Source organism: Pseudomonas sp. JBR1, from assembly GCF_028198185.1.
GTDB lineage: Bacteria > Pseudomonadota > Gammaproteobacteria > Pseudomonadales > Pseudomonadaceae > Chryseomonas > Chryseomonas oryzihabitans_E.
In genome coordinates this window covers 1862888-1880545 of record NZ_CP116340.1, presented here as the reverse complement: position 1 = coordinate 1880545, position 17658 = coordinate 1862888, and the positions used below count along the sequence as shown (strand labels likewise).

The 17658-nt window shown below is 62.3% G+C and carries 15 protein-coding genes and 1 pseudogene; all 16 read left to right on the top strand.

Features of this window, described 5'->3' with window-relative positions; translation table 11 throughout:
- The first annotated feature begins 133 nt into the window (after positions 1-133).
- The 16 genes and pseudogenes from uvrB to rfbD all read left to right on the top strand — a co-directional run bounded on the left by uvrB (position 134) and on the right by rfbD (position 17618).
- The gene (gene uvrB / locus PJ259_RS08735; protein ID WP_059315571.1) at positions 134-2143 is read left to right on the top strand and encodes an excinuclease ABC subunit UvrB; all 2010 of its coding nucleotides are present in this window, start codon (positions 134-136) and stop codon (positions 2141-2143) included.
- Positions 2144-2224: 81 nt separating this feature from the next.
- Positions 2225-3706, top strand: a complete 1482-nt coding sequence (gene gltX / locus PJ259_RS08730) for a glutamate--tRNA ligase (RefSeq protein ID WP_271655481.1) — start codon at positions 2225-2227, stop codon at positions 3704-3706.
- 213 nt (positions 3707-3919) lie between these two features.
- A complete protein-coding gene (locus PJ259_RS08725; protein ID WP_271655480.1) occupies positions 3920-4120 on the top strand; it encodes a hypothetical protein in 201 nt (66 codons plus the stop codon).
- Positions 4121-4279: 159 nt separating this feature from the next.
- Positions 4280-5392, top strand: a complete 1113-nt coding sequence (hisC, locus tag PJ259_RS08720; RefSeq protein WP_271655479.1) for a histidinol-phosphate transaminase — start codon at positions 4280-4282, stop codon at positions 5390-5392.
- Between the two features lies 1 nt (position 5393).
- Positions 5394-6308, top strand: a pseudogene (locus tag PJ259_RS08715) (prephenate dehydrogenase/arogenate dehydrogenase family protein); the annotation flags it as partial.
- A 20-nt stretch (positions 6309-6328) separates the two neighbouring features.
- Positions 6329-7015 carry a (d)CMP kinase gene (cmk, locus tag PJ259_RS08710; protein WP_007160398.1) on the top strand — a complete coding sequence of 229 codons (687 nt, stop codon included), beginning with the start codon at positions 6329-6331 and terminating at the stop codon, positions 7013-7015.
- A gap of 140 nt (positions 7016-7155) precedes the next feature.
- Positions 7156-8835 (top strand): 30S ribosomal protein S1, encoded by a 1680-nt coding sequence (gene rpsA, locus PJ259_RS08705; protein WP_059315566.1) that lies wholly within the window; start codon positions 7156-7158, stop codon positions 8833-8835.
- Between the two features lie 189 nt (positions 8836-9024).
- Positions 9025-9312: an integration host factor subunit beta gene (ihfB, locus tag PJ259_RS08700; RefSeq protein WP_007160396.1), complete on the top strand. Its 288-nt coding sequence runs from the start codon at positions 9025-9027 to the stop codon at positions 9310-9312.
- Between the two features lie 244 nt (positions 9313-9556).
- Positions 9557-9778 carry a hypothetical protein gene (locus tag PJ259_RS08695; protein WP_271655478.1) on the top strand — a complete coding sequence of 74 codons (222 nt, stop codon included), beginning with the start codon at positions 9557-9559 and terminating at the stop codon, positions 9776-9778.
- A gap of 139 nt (positions 9779-9917) precedes the next feature.
- Positions 9918-10889 carry an NAD-dependent epimerase/dehydratase family protein gene (locus PJ259_RS08690; RefSeq protein WP_271655477.1) on the top strand — a complete coding sequence of 324 codons (972 nt, stop codon included), beginning with the start codon at positions 9918-9920 and terminating at the stop codon, positions 10887-10889.
- Positions 10889-11938 (top strand): MraY family glycosyltransferase, encoded by a 1050-nt coding sequence (locus PJ259_RS08685; protein WP_271655851.1) that lies wholly within the window; start codon positions 10889-10891, stop codon positions 11936-11938. Before PJ259_RS08690 ends, PJ259_RS08685 begins: the two co-directional genes overlap by 1 nt.
- A gap of 10 nt (positions 11939-11948) precedes the next feature.
- Entirely contained in the window at positions 11949-13931 is a 1983-nt protein-coding gene (locus PJ259_RS08680) for a polysaccharide biosynthesis protein (protein WP_271655476.1), read from the top strand.
- 221 nt (positions 13932-14152) lie between these two features.
- Entirely contained in the window at positions 14153-15217 is a 1065-nt protein-coding gene (gene rfbB / locus PJ259_RS08675; protein ID WP_271655475.1) for a dTDP-glucose 4,6-dehydratase, read from the top strand.
- A gap of 72 nt (positions 15218-15289) precedes the next feature.
- A complete protein-coding gene (gene rfbA, locus PJ259_RS08670) occupies positions 15290-16171 on the top strand; it encodes a glucose-1-phosphate thymidylyltransferase RfbA (RefSeq protein WP_271655474.1) in 882 nt (293 codons plus the stop codon).
- Positions 16171-16707, top strand: coding sequence for a dTDP-4-dehydrorhamnose 3,5-epimerase (gene rfbC / locus PJ259_RS08665; protein ID WP_059315559.1), 537 nt, complete (start codon positions 16171-16173; stop codon positions 16705-16707). The genes rfbA and rfbC overlap by 1 nt, the downstream gene beginning before the upstream one ends.
- A complete protein-coding gene (gene rfbD / locus PJ259_RS08660) occupies positions 16704-17618 on the top strand; it encodes a dTDP-4-dehydrorhamnose reductase (protein WP_271655473.1) in 915 nt (304 codons plus the stop codon). Before rfbC ends, rfbD begins: the two co-directional genes overlap by 4 nt.
- Positions 17619-17658 lie beyond the last annotated feature (40 nt).

The window sequence follows — 17658 nt, the reverse complement described above, 5'->3', positions numbered from 1 at the left end:
CGGCGCCGCAGGCGGATTGCAAAGGGGCGCATGCGACCTCATCTAGGGGCTTCCAGCCTTTTCCTCGTCCACACCGCCCTGACCTTGCGTCAGCGTGGTGGTGTCCGTGCATTTCCGCGCTACTGAGGCAGCCATGTCCGCATTCCAGCTTTCCACCCGCTACACCCCGGCCGGCGACCAGCCCGAAGCCATTCGCCAGATGGTGGAAGGCCTGGAGGCGGGCCTGTCGCACCAGACCCTGCTCGGCGTGACCGGCTCGGGCAAGACCTTCAGCATCGCCAACGTCATCGCCCAGGTGCAGCGCCCGACCATGGTGCTGGCGCCGAACAAGACCCTGGCCGCCCAGCTCTATGGCGAATTCAAGGCCTTCTTCCCGAACAACTCGGTGGAATACTTCGTCTCCTACTACGACTACTACCAGCCGGAAGCCTATGTGCCGTCGTCGGACACCTTCATCGAGAAGGACTCGTCCATCAACGACCACATCGAGCAGATGCGCCTCTCTGCTACCAAGGCGCTGCTGGAACGCAAGGACGCCATCATCGTCGCCTCGGTGTCCTCCATCTATGGCCTGGGCAGTCCCGAGGCCTACCTGAAGATGGTCCTGCACCTGGATCGCGGCGATCGCATCGACCAGCGCACCATCCTGCGCCGGCTGGCCGAGTTGCAGTACAGCCGTAACGACATGGAATTCGCCCGCGCCACCTTTCGCGTGCGCGGCGACGTCATCGACATCTTCCCGGCGGAATCCGACCTGGAAGCGGTGCGCATCGAACTGTTCGACGACGAGGTGGAGAGTCTGTCGGCTTTCGATCCGCTCACTGGTGAGGTCATCCGCAAACTGCCGCGCTTCACCTTCTATCCCAAGACCCACTACGCCACGCCGCGCGAAACCCTGCTTGGAGCCATCGAGAACATCAAGCTGGAGCTCGCCGATCGTCTCGAATGGCTGCGCAGCCAGAATCGCCTGCTCGAAGCCCAGCGTCTGGAGCAGCGTACCCGCTTCGACCTGGAGATGATCCTCGAACTGGGGTACTGCAACGGCATCGAGAACTACAGCCGCTACCTGTCGGGGCGTGGTCCGGGCGAGCCGCCGCCCACCCTCTACGACTACCTACCGAGCAATGCCCTGCTGGTGATAGACGAATCCCACGTCACCGTTCCGCAGATCGGCGCCATGTTCAAGGGTGACCGCTCGCGCAAGGAAACCCTGGTGGAATACGGCTTTCGCCTGCCCTCGGCGCTGGACAACCGACCGCTCAAGTTCGAGGAGTGGGAGGCCGGCGCGCCCCAGACCATCTTCGTCTCGGCCACCCCAGGTCCTTACGAGGAAGAACATGCCGGCCGCGTGATCGAGCAGGTGGTGCGGCCCACCGGCCTGGTCGACCCCATCATCGAGATCCGTCCGGCCACCACCCAGGTGGACGATCTGCTCTCCGAGATCCGCCTGCGCGTAGCCCAGGAGGAGCGGGTGCTCTGTACCACCCTGACCAAGCGCATGGCCGAGGACCTCACCGACTACCTGGCCGATCACGATGTGCGGGTGCGCTATCTGCACTCGGACATCGACACCGTGGAGCGGGTGGAGATCATCCGCGACCTGCGCCTGGGCACCTTCGACGTGCTGGTGGGCATCAACCTCTTGCGCGAAGGCCTGGACATGCCCGAGGTCTCCCTGGTGGCGGTGCTCGATGCCGACAAGGAGGGTTTCCTGCGTTCCGAACGCTCGCTGATCCAGACCATCGGCCGGGCGGCGCGTAACCTCAACGGCAAGGCCATCCTCTATGCCGACAACATGACCGGCTCCATGCAGCGCGCCATCGACGAGACCGAGCGCCGCCGCAATCGGCAGCTGGCGTTCAACGAAGAGCACGGCATCGTGCCCCAGGGCATCAAGAAGGACATCCGCGACATCATGGAAGGCGCCGCCGCGCCGGGTGGTAAGGGCAAGCGTCGCGTGGCCAAGGCTGCCGAGGACAAGGGCGAATATGCCGCCGAACTGCGCTCGCCCAGCGAGATCGGCAAGCGCATCCGTCAGCTCGAAGAGAAGATGCTGCAGCTGGCGCGCGACCTGCAGTTCGAGTCCGCAGCCCAGCTGCGCGACGAGATACAGGCGCTCCGCGAGCGCCTGGTCCAGGTTTAAGGTGATGGGCTCAACTGGCAGCGCTGACCCTGGCGCTGCTACCATTCCGCCTTTGTCCCTTCGCGTTTTTCGAGAAAGCCGATGACCACCGTTCGCACGCGCATCGCGCCGTCGCCCACCGGCGACCCGCATGTCGGTACCGCCTATATCGCCCTGTTCAACCTCTGCTTCGCTCGTCAGCATGGCGGTCAGTTCATCCTGCGTATCGAGGATACCGACCAGGTTCGCTCGACCCGCGAGTCCGAACAGCAGATCTATGATGCCCTGCGCTGGCTGGGCATCGAGTGGGACGAGGGCCCGGATGTTGGCGGTCCCCATGGCCCCTATCGGCAGAGCGAGCGCGGCGAGATCTACTGGAAGTACGCCCGGGAGCTGGTGGAGAAAGGCCACGCCTTCTACTGCTTCGCTACTCCGGAAGAACTCGACCAGATGCGTGCCGAACAGCAGGCGCGTGGTGAAACCCCGCGCTACGACGGTCGCGGCCTGCGCCTGAGCCAGGACGAGGTGCAACAGCGCCTGGACGCGGGTCAGCCCTATGTGATCCGCATGAAGGTGCCGGAGGAGGGCGTCTGCGTCGTCCCCGACCTGCTGCGCGGTGATGTCGAGATCCCCTGGGATCGCATGGACATGCAGGTGCTGATGAAGGCCGACGGCCTGCCCACGTATTTCCTCGCCAACGTGGTCGACGACCACCTGATGGGCATCACCCACGTCCTGCGCGGCGAAGAATGGCTGCCTTCGGCACCCAAGCTGATCAAGCTCTACGAATACTTCGGCTGGGAGCAGCCGCAGCTGTGCTACATGCCGCTGCTGCGCAATCCGGACAAGAGCAAGCTTTCCAAGCGCAAGAATCCCACCTCGGTGACATTCTACCAGCGCATGGGCTACCTGCCCGAAGCCATGCTCAACTACCTCGGACGCATGGGCTGGTCGATGCCCGACGAGCGCGAGAAATTCACCCTGGACGAGATGGTCGAGCATTTCGACCTCCAGCGTGTGTCCCTGGGTGGTCCGATCTTCGACGTCGAGAAGCTCTCCTGGCTCAACGGCCAGTGGCTGCGCGAACTGAGCCCCGAGCGCTTCGCCGCCGAGGTGCAGCAGTGGGCGCTCAATCCCGACTACCTGCTCAAGATCGCACCCCTGGTGCAGCAGCGCGTCGAGACCTTCAGCCAGATCGCCCCGCTGGCCGGCTTCTTCTTCAGCGGTGCGCTCAATCTGGATCCGGCGCTGTTCCAGCACAAGAAGCTGTCCGCCGACCAGGTCCGCCTGGTCATGCAACTGCTGCTGTGGAAGCTCGAAGCCCTGCGCCAGTGGGACAAGGAGCGCATCACCGCAGTGATCCAGGCCGTCGCCGAGCACCAGCAGCTCAAGCTGCGTGACGTGATGCCGCTGCTGTTCGCCGCCATTACCGGCCAGGCCAGCTCGGTCTCGGTGCTGGACGCCATGGAAATCTTGGGTCCGGACCTCACGCGCTTCCGCCTGCGGCAGGCGGTCGAGCTGCTGGGCGCACCCTCCAAGAAAGAAACCAAGGAGTGGGAGAAGCTGCTGGCCGAACTCGGCTGACAGCCCTCCGGCCGACCCCGTCGTTGGGGTCGGCTTCTTTCTCGCGCCAGGATGGCCACATGACCTCCAAGACTCCTCCGCACCACACTGGCCTGGAAGCCAGATTGGCTGGCGGTACTACGCCTAGGCTGGACCTTCATTCCCGCGACCGCGACGCCCGTATGCCTGCTCGCCGGACCAATCCCGGCCGCGCGAGGCCGCGGTCCTCAAGGCATGCCGGTGCTGATTCGCCTTCGTCATCATGCCAGTCTTGGTGGTATCAACATCGTTGTGCACTCTTTGCAGCAGCGCTACGGTTGGTGGGTGGGCAAGGTGCGGAAGGGTATCGCTTGCCTGAGCGTTCACCTGGCCCGGTTCGTTGTCGAGTCCGGCGCCACTCTCATTTCCCTCCTGGCCGCCGCGATCCTTATCTGACCCGGCGATCGATCCTTGCCCAGGTCGTTACAGTGGGATCGACTACGGGCTTTCCGTCGCGCGATCGCAACTTCGATTGGTCCGCGACCCGCCTTGGCTTTAAGATGGCGCCCATTTTCGGCGGCCCGGCCGTCGTCATCGCAAGTTGAAGAGGTCTCCATGAGCTGCGATTTCCTGGCACAAGCCCTTCCAGGCGTACAGAAACTTTCGCCCTACGTGCCCGGCAAGCCTGTCGATGAACTGGCCCGCGAGCTGGGTATGGCGCCCGCCAGCATCGTCAAGCTCGCCAGCAACGAGAATCCCCTCGGCCCGAGTGCCAAGGCCATCGAAGCCATCCGCGCCGAGCTGGCCGACCTGACCCGCTATCCCGATGGCGGCGGCTTCGACCTCAAGCAGGCCCTGAGCGAGCGCTTCGGCGTGGCCGCCAATGGCATCACCCTGGGCAACGGCTCCAACGACATTCTCGAACTGGTCGCCCGAGCCTACCTGGCACCCGGCTACAACGCCGTGTTCAGCGAGCATGCCTTCGCCGTCTATCCGCTGGTGACCCTGGCTATCGGTGCGGAAGGTCGCAGCGTCCCGGCCAGGGACTACGGTCATGACCTCGACGCCATGCTGGCCGCCATCGATGCCGACACCCGGGTGGTCTTTGTCGCCAACCCGAACAACCCCACCGGCACCTGGTTCGACAGCGAAGCCCTGGCACGCTTCCTCGCCCGCGTGCCCGAACACGTCCTGGTAGTGCTGGACGAGGCCTACATCGAATACGCCGAAGGCGACGAGCTGCCGGACGGCCTGGCCTTCCTCGCGCAGTATCCCAACCTCGTGGTGTCGCGGACCTTCTCCAAGGCCTATGGCCTGGCCGCCTTGCGCGTGGGCTATGCCTTCTCCTCGCCGACCGTGGCCGATGTCCTCAACCGGGTACGCCAGCCGTTCAACGTCAACAGCCTGGCCCAGGCCGCGGCCTGTGCAGCCTTGGCCGACAGCGACTACCTGGCCCGCAGCCGCGCCCTGAACGACGCCGGCATGGCCCAGCTGGAAGCGGGTTTTCGCGACCTCGGCCTGGCATGGATTCCTTCACGCGGCAATTTCATCGCCGTCGACCTGGGTCGTGATGCCGGGCCGATCAACCAGGGCCTGCTGCAGGAAGGCGTCATCGTCCGCCCCGTTGCCGGTTACGGCATGCCGACCTTCCTGCGCGTCTCCATCGGTACCGAGGCGGAAAACGCCCGCTTCCTGGTAGCACTGGGCAAGGTGCTGGGGCGTGGCTGACATGGCCGCCCCCGTGATCGACCGTCTTGTCGTTGTCGGCCTGGGGCTGATCGGCGGCTCCTTCGCCAAGGGTGCTCGCGCCAGTGGTCTTTGCCGTGAAGTGGTCGGGATCGACCGGGATCCGGATACCCGGCGCCAGGCGGTGGAGCTGGGCGTGGTCGACCGTTGCGTCGCCGAACTTGCCGAGGCCTGTCCCGGCGCCGATGTCATTCAGCTCGCCGTGCCCATCCTGGCCATGGAGCGCGTGCTGGCCGACCTGGCGGCACTACCGCTGCAGGGCGCCATTCTCACCGATGTCGGCAGTGCCAAGGGCAACGTGGTGCGCGCCGCCCGCCGTGCCTTTGCCGGCCAGTCGCTGCGTTTCGTCCCGGGGCATCCCATCGCCGGTTCCGAGCGCAGTGGCGTCACCGCGGCCAATGCGGCCCTGTTCAATCGTCACAAGGTCATCCTCACGCCACTCGAAGAAACCCTGCCGGCCGACCTGGACAAGATCGATCGCCTCTGGCGCGCCATCGGCGCCGACGTCGAGCACATGACCGTCGAGCATCACGATCAGGTTCTCGCCGCCACCAGTCATCTGCCGCACCTGTTGGCCTTCAATCTGGTGGACTCCCTGGCCAAGCGCAGCGAGAACCGCGAGATCTTCCACTATGCCGCGGGCGGTTTCCGCGACTTCACCCGTATCGCCGGCAGCGATCCGACCATGTGGCACGATATCTTCATTGCCAATCGCGAAGCCGTGCTGCAGGCGCTGGACACCTACCGCACCGATCTCGACGAACTGCGCGGTGCCATCCAGGCCGGCGACGGTCAGTTCCTCATGGAGGTGCTGACCCATGCGCGGGGCGCGCGCGAATATTTCGGGCGCATCCTCGCCAGTCGTACCCAGGCCGGCGCTCAGGCCGCCAGCCATCATTCCCTTACGGAGGGGCACTCATGAGCAGTACCGCACCCGTCATCACCCTCGACGGCCCCGGCGGTTCGGGGAAGGGCACCCTCGCGGCGCTGGTCGCCCGCCAGCTCGGCTGGAACCTGCTGGATTCCGGCGCGCTCTATCGGCTGCTGGCCTTCGCCGCGCGTAACCATGGCGTCGACTACACCAACGAGGAGTCGCTCAAGCTGCTGGCGGCCCATCTGGACGTCCAGTTCCTCGCGGGGCACGAGCACGGCCAGCGCATCATCCTCGAAGGCGAGGACGTCACTGACGTCATCCGTACCGAGGAAGTCGGTGCCGGCGCCTCCCAGGTCGCCACGCTGCCTGCCGTTCGTGATGCCCTGCTGCAGCGCCAGCAGGCCTTCCGCGAAGCGCCCGGCCTGGTGGCCGATGGTCGTGACATGGGCACCGTGGTTTTCCCGGATGCCGAGCTGAAGATCTTTCTGACCGCCGGTGCCGAGGAACGGGCACAGAGGCGTTATCTTCAGTTGAAGCAAAAGGGCGAAAATGTTAGTTTGCCTGCCCTCCTGGAAGAGATCCGTGAGCGGGACGCCCGCGATAGTCAGCGTAGCGTTGCTCCGCTCAAGCCTGCCGACGACGCCGTCGAGCTGGATTCCACGCATCTCTCCATACAACAGGTATTGGAACGCATCCTGACCCTGGCCGCCGAGCGCGACCTGGCAGGATGAAGGCCGAGGCTCATTCGAGTCGTCGGTGAAAGCTGCCGGGAACCAGTCACATCCCGGTAGCCGGATGGTTACCACTCACCCCGCATGGGCTGGTCATGCGGTAGCCGGATACATCGGGTATCCATACAACAGGTATAAACATGAGCGAAAGCTTCGCAGAACTCTTTGAAGAAAGTCTGAAATCCCTCGACATGCAGCCGGGCGCCATCATCGTCGGCACCGTGGTGTCGATCGATGGCGACTGGGTTGTGGTCGATACCGGCCTGAAATCCGAAGGCCTGGTTCCGCTCGAGCAGTTCTACAACGAACAAGGCGAGCTGACCATCAACGTGGGTGACGAAGTCCACGTAGCCCTGGATGCCGTCGAAGACGGTTTCGGCGAAACCAAAGTGTCTCGCGAAAAGGCCAAGCGCGCCGAGTCCTGGCTGGTCCTGGAAGCCGCGTTCAGCGCCGACGAAGTGGTCAAGGGTGTCATCAACGGCAAGGTCAAGGGCGGTTTCACCGTCGACGTCAGCGGTATCCGCGCGTTCCTGCCGGGCTCCCTGGTCGACGTCCGTCCGGTGCGTGACACCACTCACCTGGAAGGCAAGGAACTCGAGTTCAAGGTCATCAAGCTGGACCAGAAGCGCAACAACGTTGTCGTTTCCCGTCGTAGCGTCCTGGAAGCCGAGAACAGCGCCGAGCGTGAAGCTCTGCTGGAATCCCTGCAGGAAGGTCAGCAGGTCAAGGGTATCGTCAAGAACCTCACCGACTACGGTGCGTTCGTCGACCTGGGCGGCGTGGATGGCCTGCTGCACATTACCGACATGGCCTGGAAGCGCATCAAGCATCCGTCGGAAATCGTCAATGTCGGCGACGAGATCGACGTCAAGGTGCTGAAGTTCGACCGCGAGCGCAACCGCGTCTCCCTGGGTCTGAAGCAGCTGGGCGAAGATCCGTGGGTCGCCATCAAGGCTCGTTACCCGGAAGGCACCCGCGTTCAGGCGCGCGTCACCAACCTCACCGACTACGGCTGCTTCGCCGAGCTGGAAGAGGGCGTGGAAGGCCTGGTACACGTGTCCGAAATGGATTGGACCAACAAGAACATCCACCCGTCCAAGGTCGTTCAGGTCGGCGACGAAGTGGAAGTCATGGTCCTGGATATCGACGAAGAGCGTCGTCGTATCTCCCTGGGCATCAAGCAGTGCCGCGCTAACCCGTGGGAAGAGTTCTCGGGTCAGTTCAACAAGGGCGACCGCATCTCCGGCACCATCAAGTCGATCACCGATTTCGGTATCTTCATTGGTCTGGAAGGCGGCATCGACGGCCTGGTACACCTGTCCGACATCTCCTGGAACGAAACCGGCGAAGAAGCCGTGCGTCGCTTCAAGAAGGGTGACGAGCTGGACACCGTGATCCTGTCCGTTGACCCGGAGCGTGAGCGCATCTCCCTGGGCATCAAGCAGCTGGAAGACGATCCGTTCTCCAACTACGCCTCCCTGAACGAGAAAGGCACCATCGTGCGCGGTACCGTCAAGGAAGTCGATGCCAAGGGCGCTGTCATCACCCTGGGCAACGAGATCGAAGGCGTCCTGAAGGCGTCCGAAATCAGCCGTGATCGCGTCGAAGACGCCCGTAACGTGCTGAAGGAAGGCGACGAAGTCGAAGCCAAGATCATCAGCATCGATCGCAAGAGCCGCGTGATCAGCCTCTCCGTCAAGTCCAAGGACGTCGACGATGAGAAGGAAGCCATGAGCTCCCTGCGTAGCAAGCAAGAGCCTGCTGCTGGCCCCACCACCATCGGCGACCTGATCAAGGCGCAGATGGAAAGCCAGAACTAAGTTCGAGCTTGAATGAAAAGGCGACCCTTCGGGGTCGCTTTTTTTTGCTCTGCAGAAAAGGAAGCAGGGTGGTCATGAGACGTAAAAGTTACCGAGGCGAAAGCGACCTGCTTGACTTTTCAAAAATCGGCCAGCGTGCTAAAAGTCCTTGAAGGTGATCTAGCCGCTTGATAACGAAGGAAAAAATCCATGACCAAGTCGGAGTTGATCGAGCGCATCGTGTCCTACCAAGGGCAACTTTCGTCCAGGGACGTCGAGCTGGCTATCAAGACCATGCTGGAGCAGATGGCCCAGGCGCTTTCCACAGGTGATCGCATCGAAATCAGGGGCTTCGGCAGCTTTTCTCTGCATTATCGGGCGCCTCGGACCGGTCGCAATCCCAAGACAGGCGAGTCGGTATTGCTGGACGGAAAGTTCGTGCCGCACTTCAAACCGGGCAAGGAGTTGAGAGACAGGGTCAACGAGTTAGAGCCATAAAGCCGTCGCCCAACTCTTCTGTCTGCTCGATTTCTCTCTAAGCTATTGATTCTGCTGCATTTTTAATCTGAGCTAGAATCGTCAAAAAAGCGTTGTTTACTCATTTTTCATCGGTATTTTGACGTTTACAAAAAAAGTCAAGGCGTTTTGATATTTTTGTAGACGAGTTCCGATTTTTGTATGAGACTTCCTTCACATAAGGTCTTGGGTGACCTCGTAGTCCACGCCGAGTGAGGAAGTTGTCATGCGCCACTATCTTTTCATCTGGATTGGTATCGCCGCCTGCTTTACCAGCATGCAACTTGGGCATCCCTTCCTGGCCGTCGCTGCTCTGGCTGGCAGCTGGATGGTAGCTCTGTTCCTGCAGCCCGCTCAGCGCGTCGAGAGCTTCTCCCGTCACTACGTTGCTCCTCCGGCCGCTCGTTTCCAGGCCGTTGAAGTGCGGGCGACTGCCAAGACGTTCTAAAGCTTTACCGTTTTACGGCCCGCCAAGCTCATGCTTGGCGGGCTTTTTTATGCCCGCGTTTTGCGCGGCTAGGCCCTCGCGGGGCAATGTCTTACCATAAGCCCCCTTTCCTGGCTGACTGGCACGGCGCAACGCATTGATGGAACGCAAGATTCTGGTGACGGGGGCGAGAGGCTTCGTGGGTGCCGCCCTGGTTAGGCAGCTGCAGACCAAGGGGTATCCGGTGATCGCAGCGCAACGCCAGGCGTCGGCGGCTTCTGCCGTGGGTGGCATCACGACGGTGATCCAGGAGCTGTCCAGCGATAGCGATTGGTGTGCAGCGCTGGCAGGGGTGGACACGGTCATTCACCTCGCGGCGCGCGTCCACCAGTTGGGCGAACAGCCGGGCGCGGAGAGCGAAAGGCGCTACGACGAAGTGAATCGAGCTGCCACGCTGAAGCTGGCACGGGACGCCTCTGCCGTCGGCGTTCGCCGCTTCATCTTTGTCAGCAGTATCAAGGTCAACGGCGACTGGACTCAGCCCGGTCGGCCCTTTCGCGCTGACGATCCTCCTGCGCCTACTGACGCCTATGCACGTTCGAAGGCGGCCGCCGAACAGCAGCTGCTGGCGCTGATGGCCGAGACCGGGCTGGAAGTGGTCATCGTGCGACCGCCGCTGATCTATGGGCCTGGAGTAAAAGCCAATGTGGCTCGCCTGCTGGACACCCTGGCTCGTGGTGTACCTCTGCCCTTGGGCGGTGTCCGCCATAACAGGCGCAGCCTGCTGGCCCTGGAGAACCTGGTCGATCTGTTGATCCTGTGCATCGAGGCGCCCGAGGCTGCAGGCACCATCCTGCTGGCCAGTGACGACGAGGACGTGTCTACTGCCGAATTGCTGCAGCTACTGGCCGAAGGCTTGGGGCGCAATGCCCGGTTGATGTCGATTCCACCTGCCTGGCTCGAATGGGGCGCTCGGCTGCTGGGTCGCGGCGATGTGGCGCAAAGACTCTGTGGTTCACTGCAAGTCGATATTCAGCCTACCAGGGCCTTGCTCGGCTGGCAGCCTCCGCTGTCGGCGCGCATTGCGCTTCGGGCGCTGGGAGCGCAGCAAGCACACCCGGAGGGCAGGTGATGCTGCTGCTGTTGTTGATAGCAGCCGTTGGCTGCAGCTGGCTGGGTACCGCAGCACTCAGGCGCTATGCCTTGTCCGGCGGTTTGCTCGATGAACCCAATGCCCGTAGTTCGCATCAGGTGGCGACACCTCGTGGCGGCGGCCTGGCGATCGTCGTGGTATTTCTGCTCGGCTGCGCAGTCCTGCTGCTGCTGGGACGGCTAGAACCTTCGTTCTGTGGTGTGCTGACAGGGGCAGGGTTGCTGGTGGCGGTACTGGGCTTCGTTGACGATCATCGTCATGTCGGTGCTGGCTGGCGGTTGCTCGGCCATTTTCTTGCCGCCCTGGGCACCCTGCTGTGGCTGGGTGGCTATGGCGTCCTGCCTGATACTCTGGCCGGGTCGCTCGGGTTGCCCGGTTGGCTGATAATTACCCTTGGCGTTCTATATCTGGTCTGGCTGCTGAACCTCTACAACTTCATGGACGGTATCGATGGTATCGCCGCCGTGGAAGCCCTGACTGTCTGTCTGGGTATGGCGCTGGTGTATGTATTCGTCGGTCAGAGCCAGTTGGTGGCGGCGCCGCTGCTGTTGGCGGCAGCGGTCAGCGGGTTCCTGTTGTGGAATTTTCCGCCTGCCCGAATCTTCATGGGCGATGCGGGTAGCGGCTTCCTAGGCCTGGTCCTCGGCATTCTTTCGCTGCAGGCGGCGCTGACCGATCTATCGCTGTTCTGGGCCTGGCTGATCCTGCTTGGTGTCTTCGTGGTGGATGCGACCTGGACGCTGCTGCGCCGGCTGAGTCGCGGCAAGAAACCCTACGAAGCCCATCGCACCCATGCCTATCAGTGGGCGTCGCGGAGGCATGGCGCGCACCGGCCGGTGACCCTGGCCGTGCTGGTGATCAATCTGTGCGGGTTGCTGCCTATCGCTTTGCTGGTGGGTGCCGGGCGTTTAAGTGCCATACTGGGCCTCTTGCTTGCCTATGGGCCTTTGCTTTGCCTGGCCCTTCGATACCATGCTGGGACCGATGAGGTAGCCGCGGCTGCGCAGTCCACCGGAATCAGGGATTAGGGGCACTGACATGTTGCGTGACCATCTGGTCAAGCTGAACCGGCGTACGAAGAGAGTCATCCAGGTCGCGGTCGACCTGCTGCTGATCTGGCTCTCGCTATGGTTGGCCTTCTATCTGCGCCTGGGCTCCGTGCAGATGATCGAGCCCTTCAGTGGTCATGCCTGGCTGTTCATTACCGCCCCGGCCATTGCCATCCCGCTATTCATTCGCTTCGGCATGTACCGGGCGGTCATGCGCTATCTGGGCAACGATGCGCTGATCGCCATCGCCAAGGCGGTGACCCTGTCGACCCTGCTATTGTCCGTAGTCATCTACTGGTATCGCGATCTGCCGGAGATCGTCCCACGCTCGATGATCTTCAATTACTGGATCGTCAGCCTGATCCTGATCGGGGGGTTGCGCCTCGCGCTGCGTCAGTACTTCCTCGGTGACTGGTATCGCGCCATCACGGTGCCCTTCATCAAGCAGCCCGACGAATTGCCGCGGGTTGCCATCTATGGCGCCGGCTCGGCCGGCAACCAGCTGGTCGCGGCCCTGCGCATGGGCCGGGCCATGCGCCCGGTGGCCTTCATCGACGATGACAAGAGCATCGCCAACCGCATCATCGCCGGGCTCAAGGTCTACACGCCAAAGCACATCCAGCAGATGATCGACGAGTCGGGCGCCGAAGAGATCCTCCTGGCGATACCGTCCGCCACGCGCGCACGCCGGCGCGAAGTGCTTGGGCTGCTGGAACCCTATCCACTGCACGTCAGAACCGTGCCGCGCATCAGTGACCTGGCCTGTGGCAAGGTGCAGGTGGACGATCTTCAGGAAGTCGATATCGCCGATCTGCTGGGGCGCGATCCCGTCACGCCCCGCCCCGAGCTGTTCGCCCGCTGCATTACCGCCCAGGTGGTAATGGTCACCGGGGCAGGGGGCTCCATCGGTTCCGAGCTCTGTCGCCAGATCATCGGGCAGAAGCCGCGCACCTTGATCCTGCTCGACCACGCCGAATTCAATCTCTACAGCATCCATCGTGAGCTGGACGCCTATATCCAGCGCGAAGCTCTGCCGGTCACCCTGGTACCCGTGCTTGGCTCCATCCGCAATGCACCCTTGCTGTTGCAGGTGATGCGGCACTGGAAGGTCGCTACCCTCTACCACGCCGCGGCCTACAAGCATGTGCCCATGGTCGAGCACAACATCGCCGAGGGATTCGGCAACAATGTGCTGGGAACCCTCAACGCCGCCCAGGCAGCCATTCAGGCCGGCGTGACCAGCTTCGTGCTGATCTCAACCGATAAGGCGGTTCGCCCCACCAATATCATGGGCAGTACCAAGCGGCTGGCCGAGATGATCCTCCAGGCGCTGAGCCGCGAGGCCGCGCCCGTGCTGCACGGCCAGGCGGACGGCATCCATCAGGTCAATCGCACCCGTTTCACCATGGTGCGATTCGGCAACGTGCTGGGCTCGTCCGGCTCGGTCATCCCGCTGTTCCGTACCCAGATCCGCAAGGGTGGGCCGGTGACCGTTACCCATCCCAAGATCACGCGTTTCTTCATGACCATCACCGAGGCTGCCCAGTTGGTCATCCAGGCGGGCGCCATGGGGGAGGGCGGTGACGTCTTCGTGCTGGACATGGGCGAGCCGGTCCGGATCGTCGAGCTGGCCGAGCAGATGATCAAGCTGTCAGGTCTGAGCGTGCGCTCCCCGACCAATCCCCATGGCGACGTGGCCATCGAGTTCACCGGGCTGCGTCCAGGTGAGAAACTCTATGAAGAGCTGCTCATCGGTGATGACGTAAGCCCGACCTCTCATCCCAAGATCATGCGCGCCAGCGAAGACTTCCTCGCCTGGGAAGCCTTCCAGGCCGCTATCATCGAGCTGAGTCGAGCGATCGACGCAGGCGATTACCTGCGTGTCCGCCAGCTGCTGCGCGATACCGTCGCCGGCTATTCTCCCGAGGGCGATATCGTCGACTGGCTGCACGGCAAGAGATCCATCGAGTGATCCCGTCCACGCTTTCTTTCAGCCTGGATTTGAAGCCGAGCACAGAAGCGGCAGCCTCCCACCGCTAGGCTGAACTTTCTTTTCCTGCCACTGTTTAACTCAGGTCTTTGGGTACATAGCTGTGGCTGTGACCCGAGCCAGGGATGGCTGCGCCGTCCTCCGATGTCTCGCCCGCGGCGCTGGGCGCGATGATGTACAAATCGATATAGGCAGGATTCAGGATGAAGGTACTGGTAACAGGTGGCGCGGGTTTCATTGGTTCCGCCGTAGTACGTTTTCTTATCAACGAGACCCAATGCAAGGTTGCCAACGTCGACAAGCTGACGTACGCCGGTAACGTGGATTCCCTGGCCGAAGTCGCCGACTCCGACCGCTACGAGTTCCACCAGGTGGACATCTGCGACTTCGCCGCTCTGCAGCAGGTCTTCGCGTCCTTCCAGCCCGATGTAGTCATGCACCTGGCGGCCGAGTCCCACGTGGACCGTTCCATCGAGGGCCCTGCCGCCTTCATCCAGACCAACGTGGTCGGCACCGGTGTCATACTGGAAGTGACTCGTGCCTACTGGAACGAGCTGGAGCCGGAAGCCAAGGCAGCCTTCCGTTTCCACCATATCTCCACCGACGAGGTGTACGGCGACCTGCATGGCACCGACGACCTCTTTACCGAAACCACACCCTATTCGCCGAGTTCGCCCTATTCGGCCAGCAAGGCCGGCAGCGACCATCTGGTGCGCGCCTGGGGTCGGACCTACGGGCTGCCGGTGCTGGTGACCAATTGCTCGAACAACTACGGCCCCTATCACTTCCCCGAGAAGCTGATTCCCCACGTCATTCTCAATGCCATCCATGGCAAGCCGCTGCCGGTCTATGGCGACGGCTCCCAGGTGCGTGACTGGCTGTTCGTCGAAGACCATGCCCGGGCTCTCTACACCGTAGTGACCCAGGGCGAGATCGGCGAGACCTACAACATCGGCGGTCACAACGAGAAGCGCAACCTGCAGGTCGTCGAGACCATCTGCGACCTGCTCGAAGAGCTGGCGCCGGAGAAGCCCGAAGGCGTGGAGCGTTATCGCGACCTGATCACCTTCGTCAAGGATCGTCCCGGTCACGACATGAGATACGCGATCGATGCCAGCAAGATTGGCCGCGAGCTGGGCTGGACGCCGGAGGAGACCTTCGAGACCGGCATGCGCAAGACCGTAACCTGGTACCTGAACAATCGTGAGTGGTGGCAGCGGGTACTGTCTGGCGCCTATCGCCTCGAGCGTCTCGGCGAAGCCGTTTAACGATCCTATCGCGGACACGTCCCTGGGCGTGTCCGACCGACAGCAACAGTCAATTTTCAGAGGACGATTGCCATGAGCAAATACAAGGGAATTCTGCTGGCCGGTGGATCCGGTACCCGTTTGCACCCCATTACCCTGGGCGTGTCCAAGCAGTCGCTGCCGATCTACGACAAGCCCATGATCTACTATCCGCTGTCCGTGCTGATGCTGGCCGGTATCCAGGAAGTGCTGATCATCTCGACGCCAGACGACCTGCCTGGCTTCCAGCGCATGCTTGGCGACGGCAGTCATTTCGGCATGCAGCTGAGCTATGCCGAGCAGCCCAGTCCGGACGGCTTGGCCCAGGCTTTCATCATTGGTCGCGAATTCGTCGGCGATGACAATGTCTGCCTGGTCCTGGGCGACAACATCTTCTACGGCCAGCGTTTCAGCGAGACGCTGCTCAAGGCGGCGAGCCTGGAAAAGGGCGCCACTGTCTTCGGTTACTACGTCGCTGACCCCGAGCGTTTCGGCGTCGTCGAATTCGATGAGCAGGGCAAGGCCCTGAGCATCGAAGAAAAGCCCAAGAAGCCGAAATCCAACTACGCCGTCACCGGTCTGTATTTCTACGACAACGACGTGCTGGACATCGCCGCCAATATCAAGCCGTCGCCTCGCGGCGAGCTGGAAATCACCGACGTCAACAACGAGTACCTGCGCCGTGGTTCGCTGAACGTGTCCCTGCTGGGCCGTGGTTTCGCCTGGCTGGATACCGGTACCCACGACGCCCTGCTGGAAGCTGGCCATTTCGTGCAGACCATCGAGAAGCGTCAGGGTCTGAAGGTCGCCTGCCTTGAAGAGATCGCCTTCCAGAAAGGCTGGATCACCTGCGAGCAGATGGCCCTGCAGGCCGAAGCCCTGAGCAAGACCGGCTACGGTCAGTACCTGGCGCGGCTGTGCAAGGAGCAGGACTGATGCAGGTCTTCGACACCGCGATTCCCGATGTGAAGCTGATCGAGCCCAAGGTCTTCGGTGATGACCGCGGGTTCTTCCTGGAGTCCTTCCAGGCCGATCGCTATGCCCAGCAGGCAGGAATCACCCTGCCATTCGTGCAGGACAACCACTCGCGTTCAGCTAGAAACGTCCTGCGTGGTCTGCATTTCCAGCGCAGCAAGCCGCAAGGCAAGCTGGTGCGGGTCGTGCGTGGCGAGGTACTGGACGTGGCCGTCGACATTCGTCGCGGTTCGCCCACCTTTGGCAATGTCGTGGCCGAAATCCTCTCCGAGGACAACAAGCGCCAGCTGTGGATACCGCCGGGCCTCGCCCACGGCTTCGTGGTGCTGTCGGAAACCGCTGATTTTGAATACAAGTGCACAGATTATTACGATCCCTCTGATGAAGGGTCTTTGATCTGGAATGATCCGGATCTGAATATCGACTGGCGGGTCAAGGATCCCATCCTGTCCGCCAAAGATGCACAAGGACTTCGATTGGCGGAGCTGTATAGATGAAGATACTGGTTACCGGAGCGAACGGTCAGGTCGGACGTTGTCTGACCGACCGGCTTCAGCGTTCAGAACTGGCATGGGAGGCCCATGGACGTGCCACTCTGGATATTGCTGACGAAGGCTCGGTAACCAGCCATCTCCAGCGGTTCGCGCCGGACGTGGTGATCAATGCGGCCGCCTATACGGCGGTCGACAAGGCCGAGCAGGAGCCGGAGATCGCCGCGCGCGGCAATATCGAAGGCCCTGCGGTACTGGCTCAGGCCTGTGGGGCGGCCGGTATCGCGCTGCTGCACCTGTCCACCGACTATGTATTCGACGGTACGGCCACCGAGCCCTATCAGGTCGAGGATCCCGTCAGTCCCTCCGGCGTGTACGGCATGACCAAGCTGGAAGGGGAGAATCGCGTGCTCTCCGCCTGCCCCCGGTCGGTGGTGCTGAGAACGGCCTGGGTGTTTAGCGAACACTGCAACAACTTCCTCAAGACCATGCTGCGCCTGGCGGCTGATCGCGATGAGTTGCGGGTGGTGAGGGATCAGGTCGGCTGCCCGACCTATGCGGGTCATATCGCCGATGCGCTGCTGCAGATCGCGGCCAAGGTCCAGGCCCAGCCAAATCAGGCGGCCTATGGGCTCTACCATTTCGGTGGTGACAGCGGCCTGAGCTGGTGCGATTTCGCGCGCTATATCGTCGATGCCGGAGAGGAACTCGGCATGCTGCAGCGAACCCCTCTCATTACCGGGATCGCGACCTCCGAATTTCCGACGCTGGCCAAGCGGCCCGCCTATTCCATGCTGGATTCCAGCGTGCTGGAGCAGCAGTTCGGCATAGCGCCCAGCGATTGGCGTCAAGGCGTCCGCCAGACCCTCCTGGCGCTCAAGACCGAGCACGCCCAGGCGGGGTCGCTGGTGAGTTGACCTTTTGACGGAGCGGTTTAAGCTTCCCGGATGACACAGT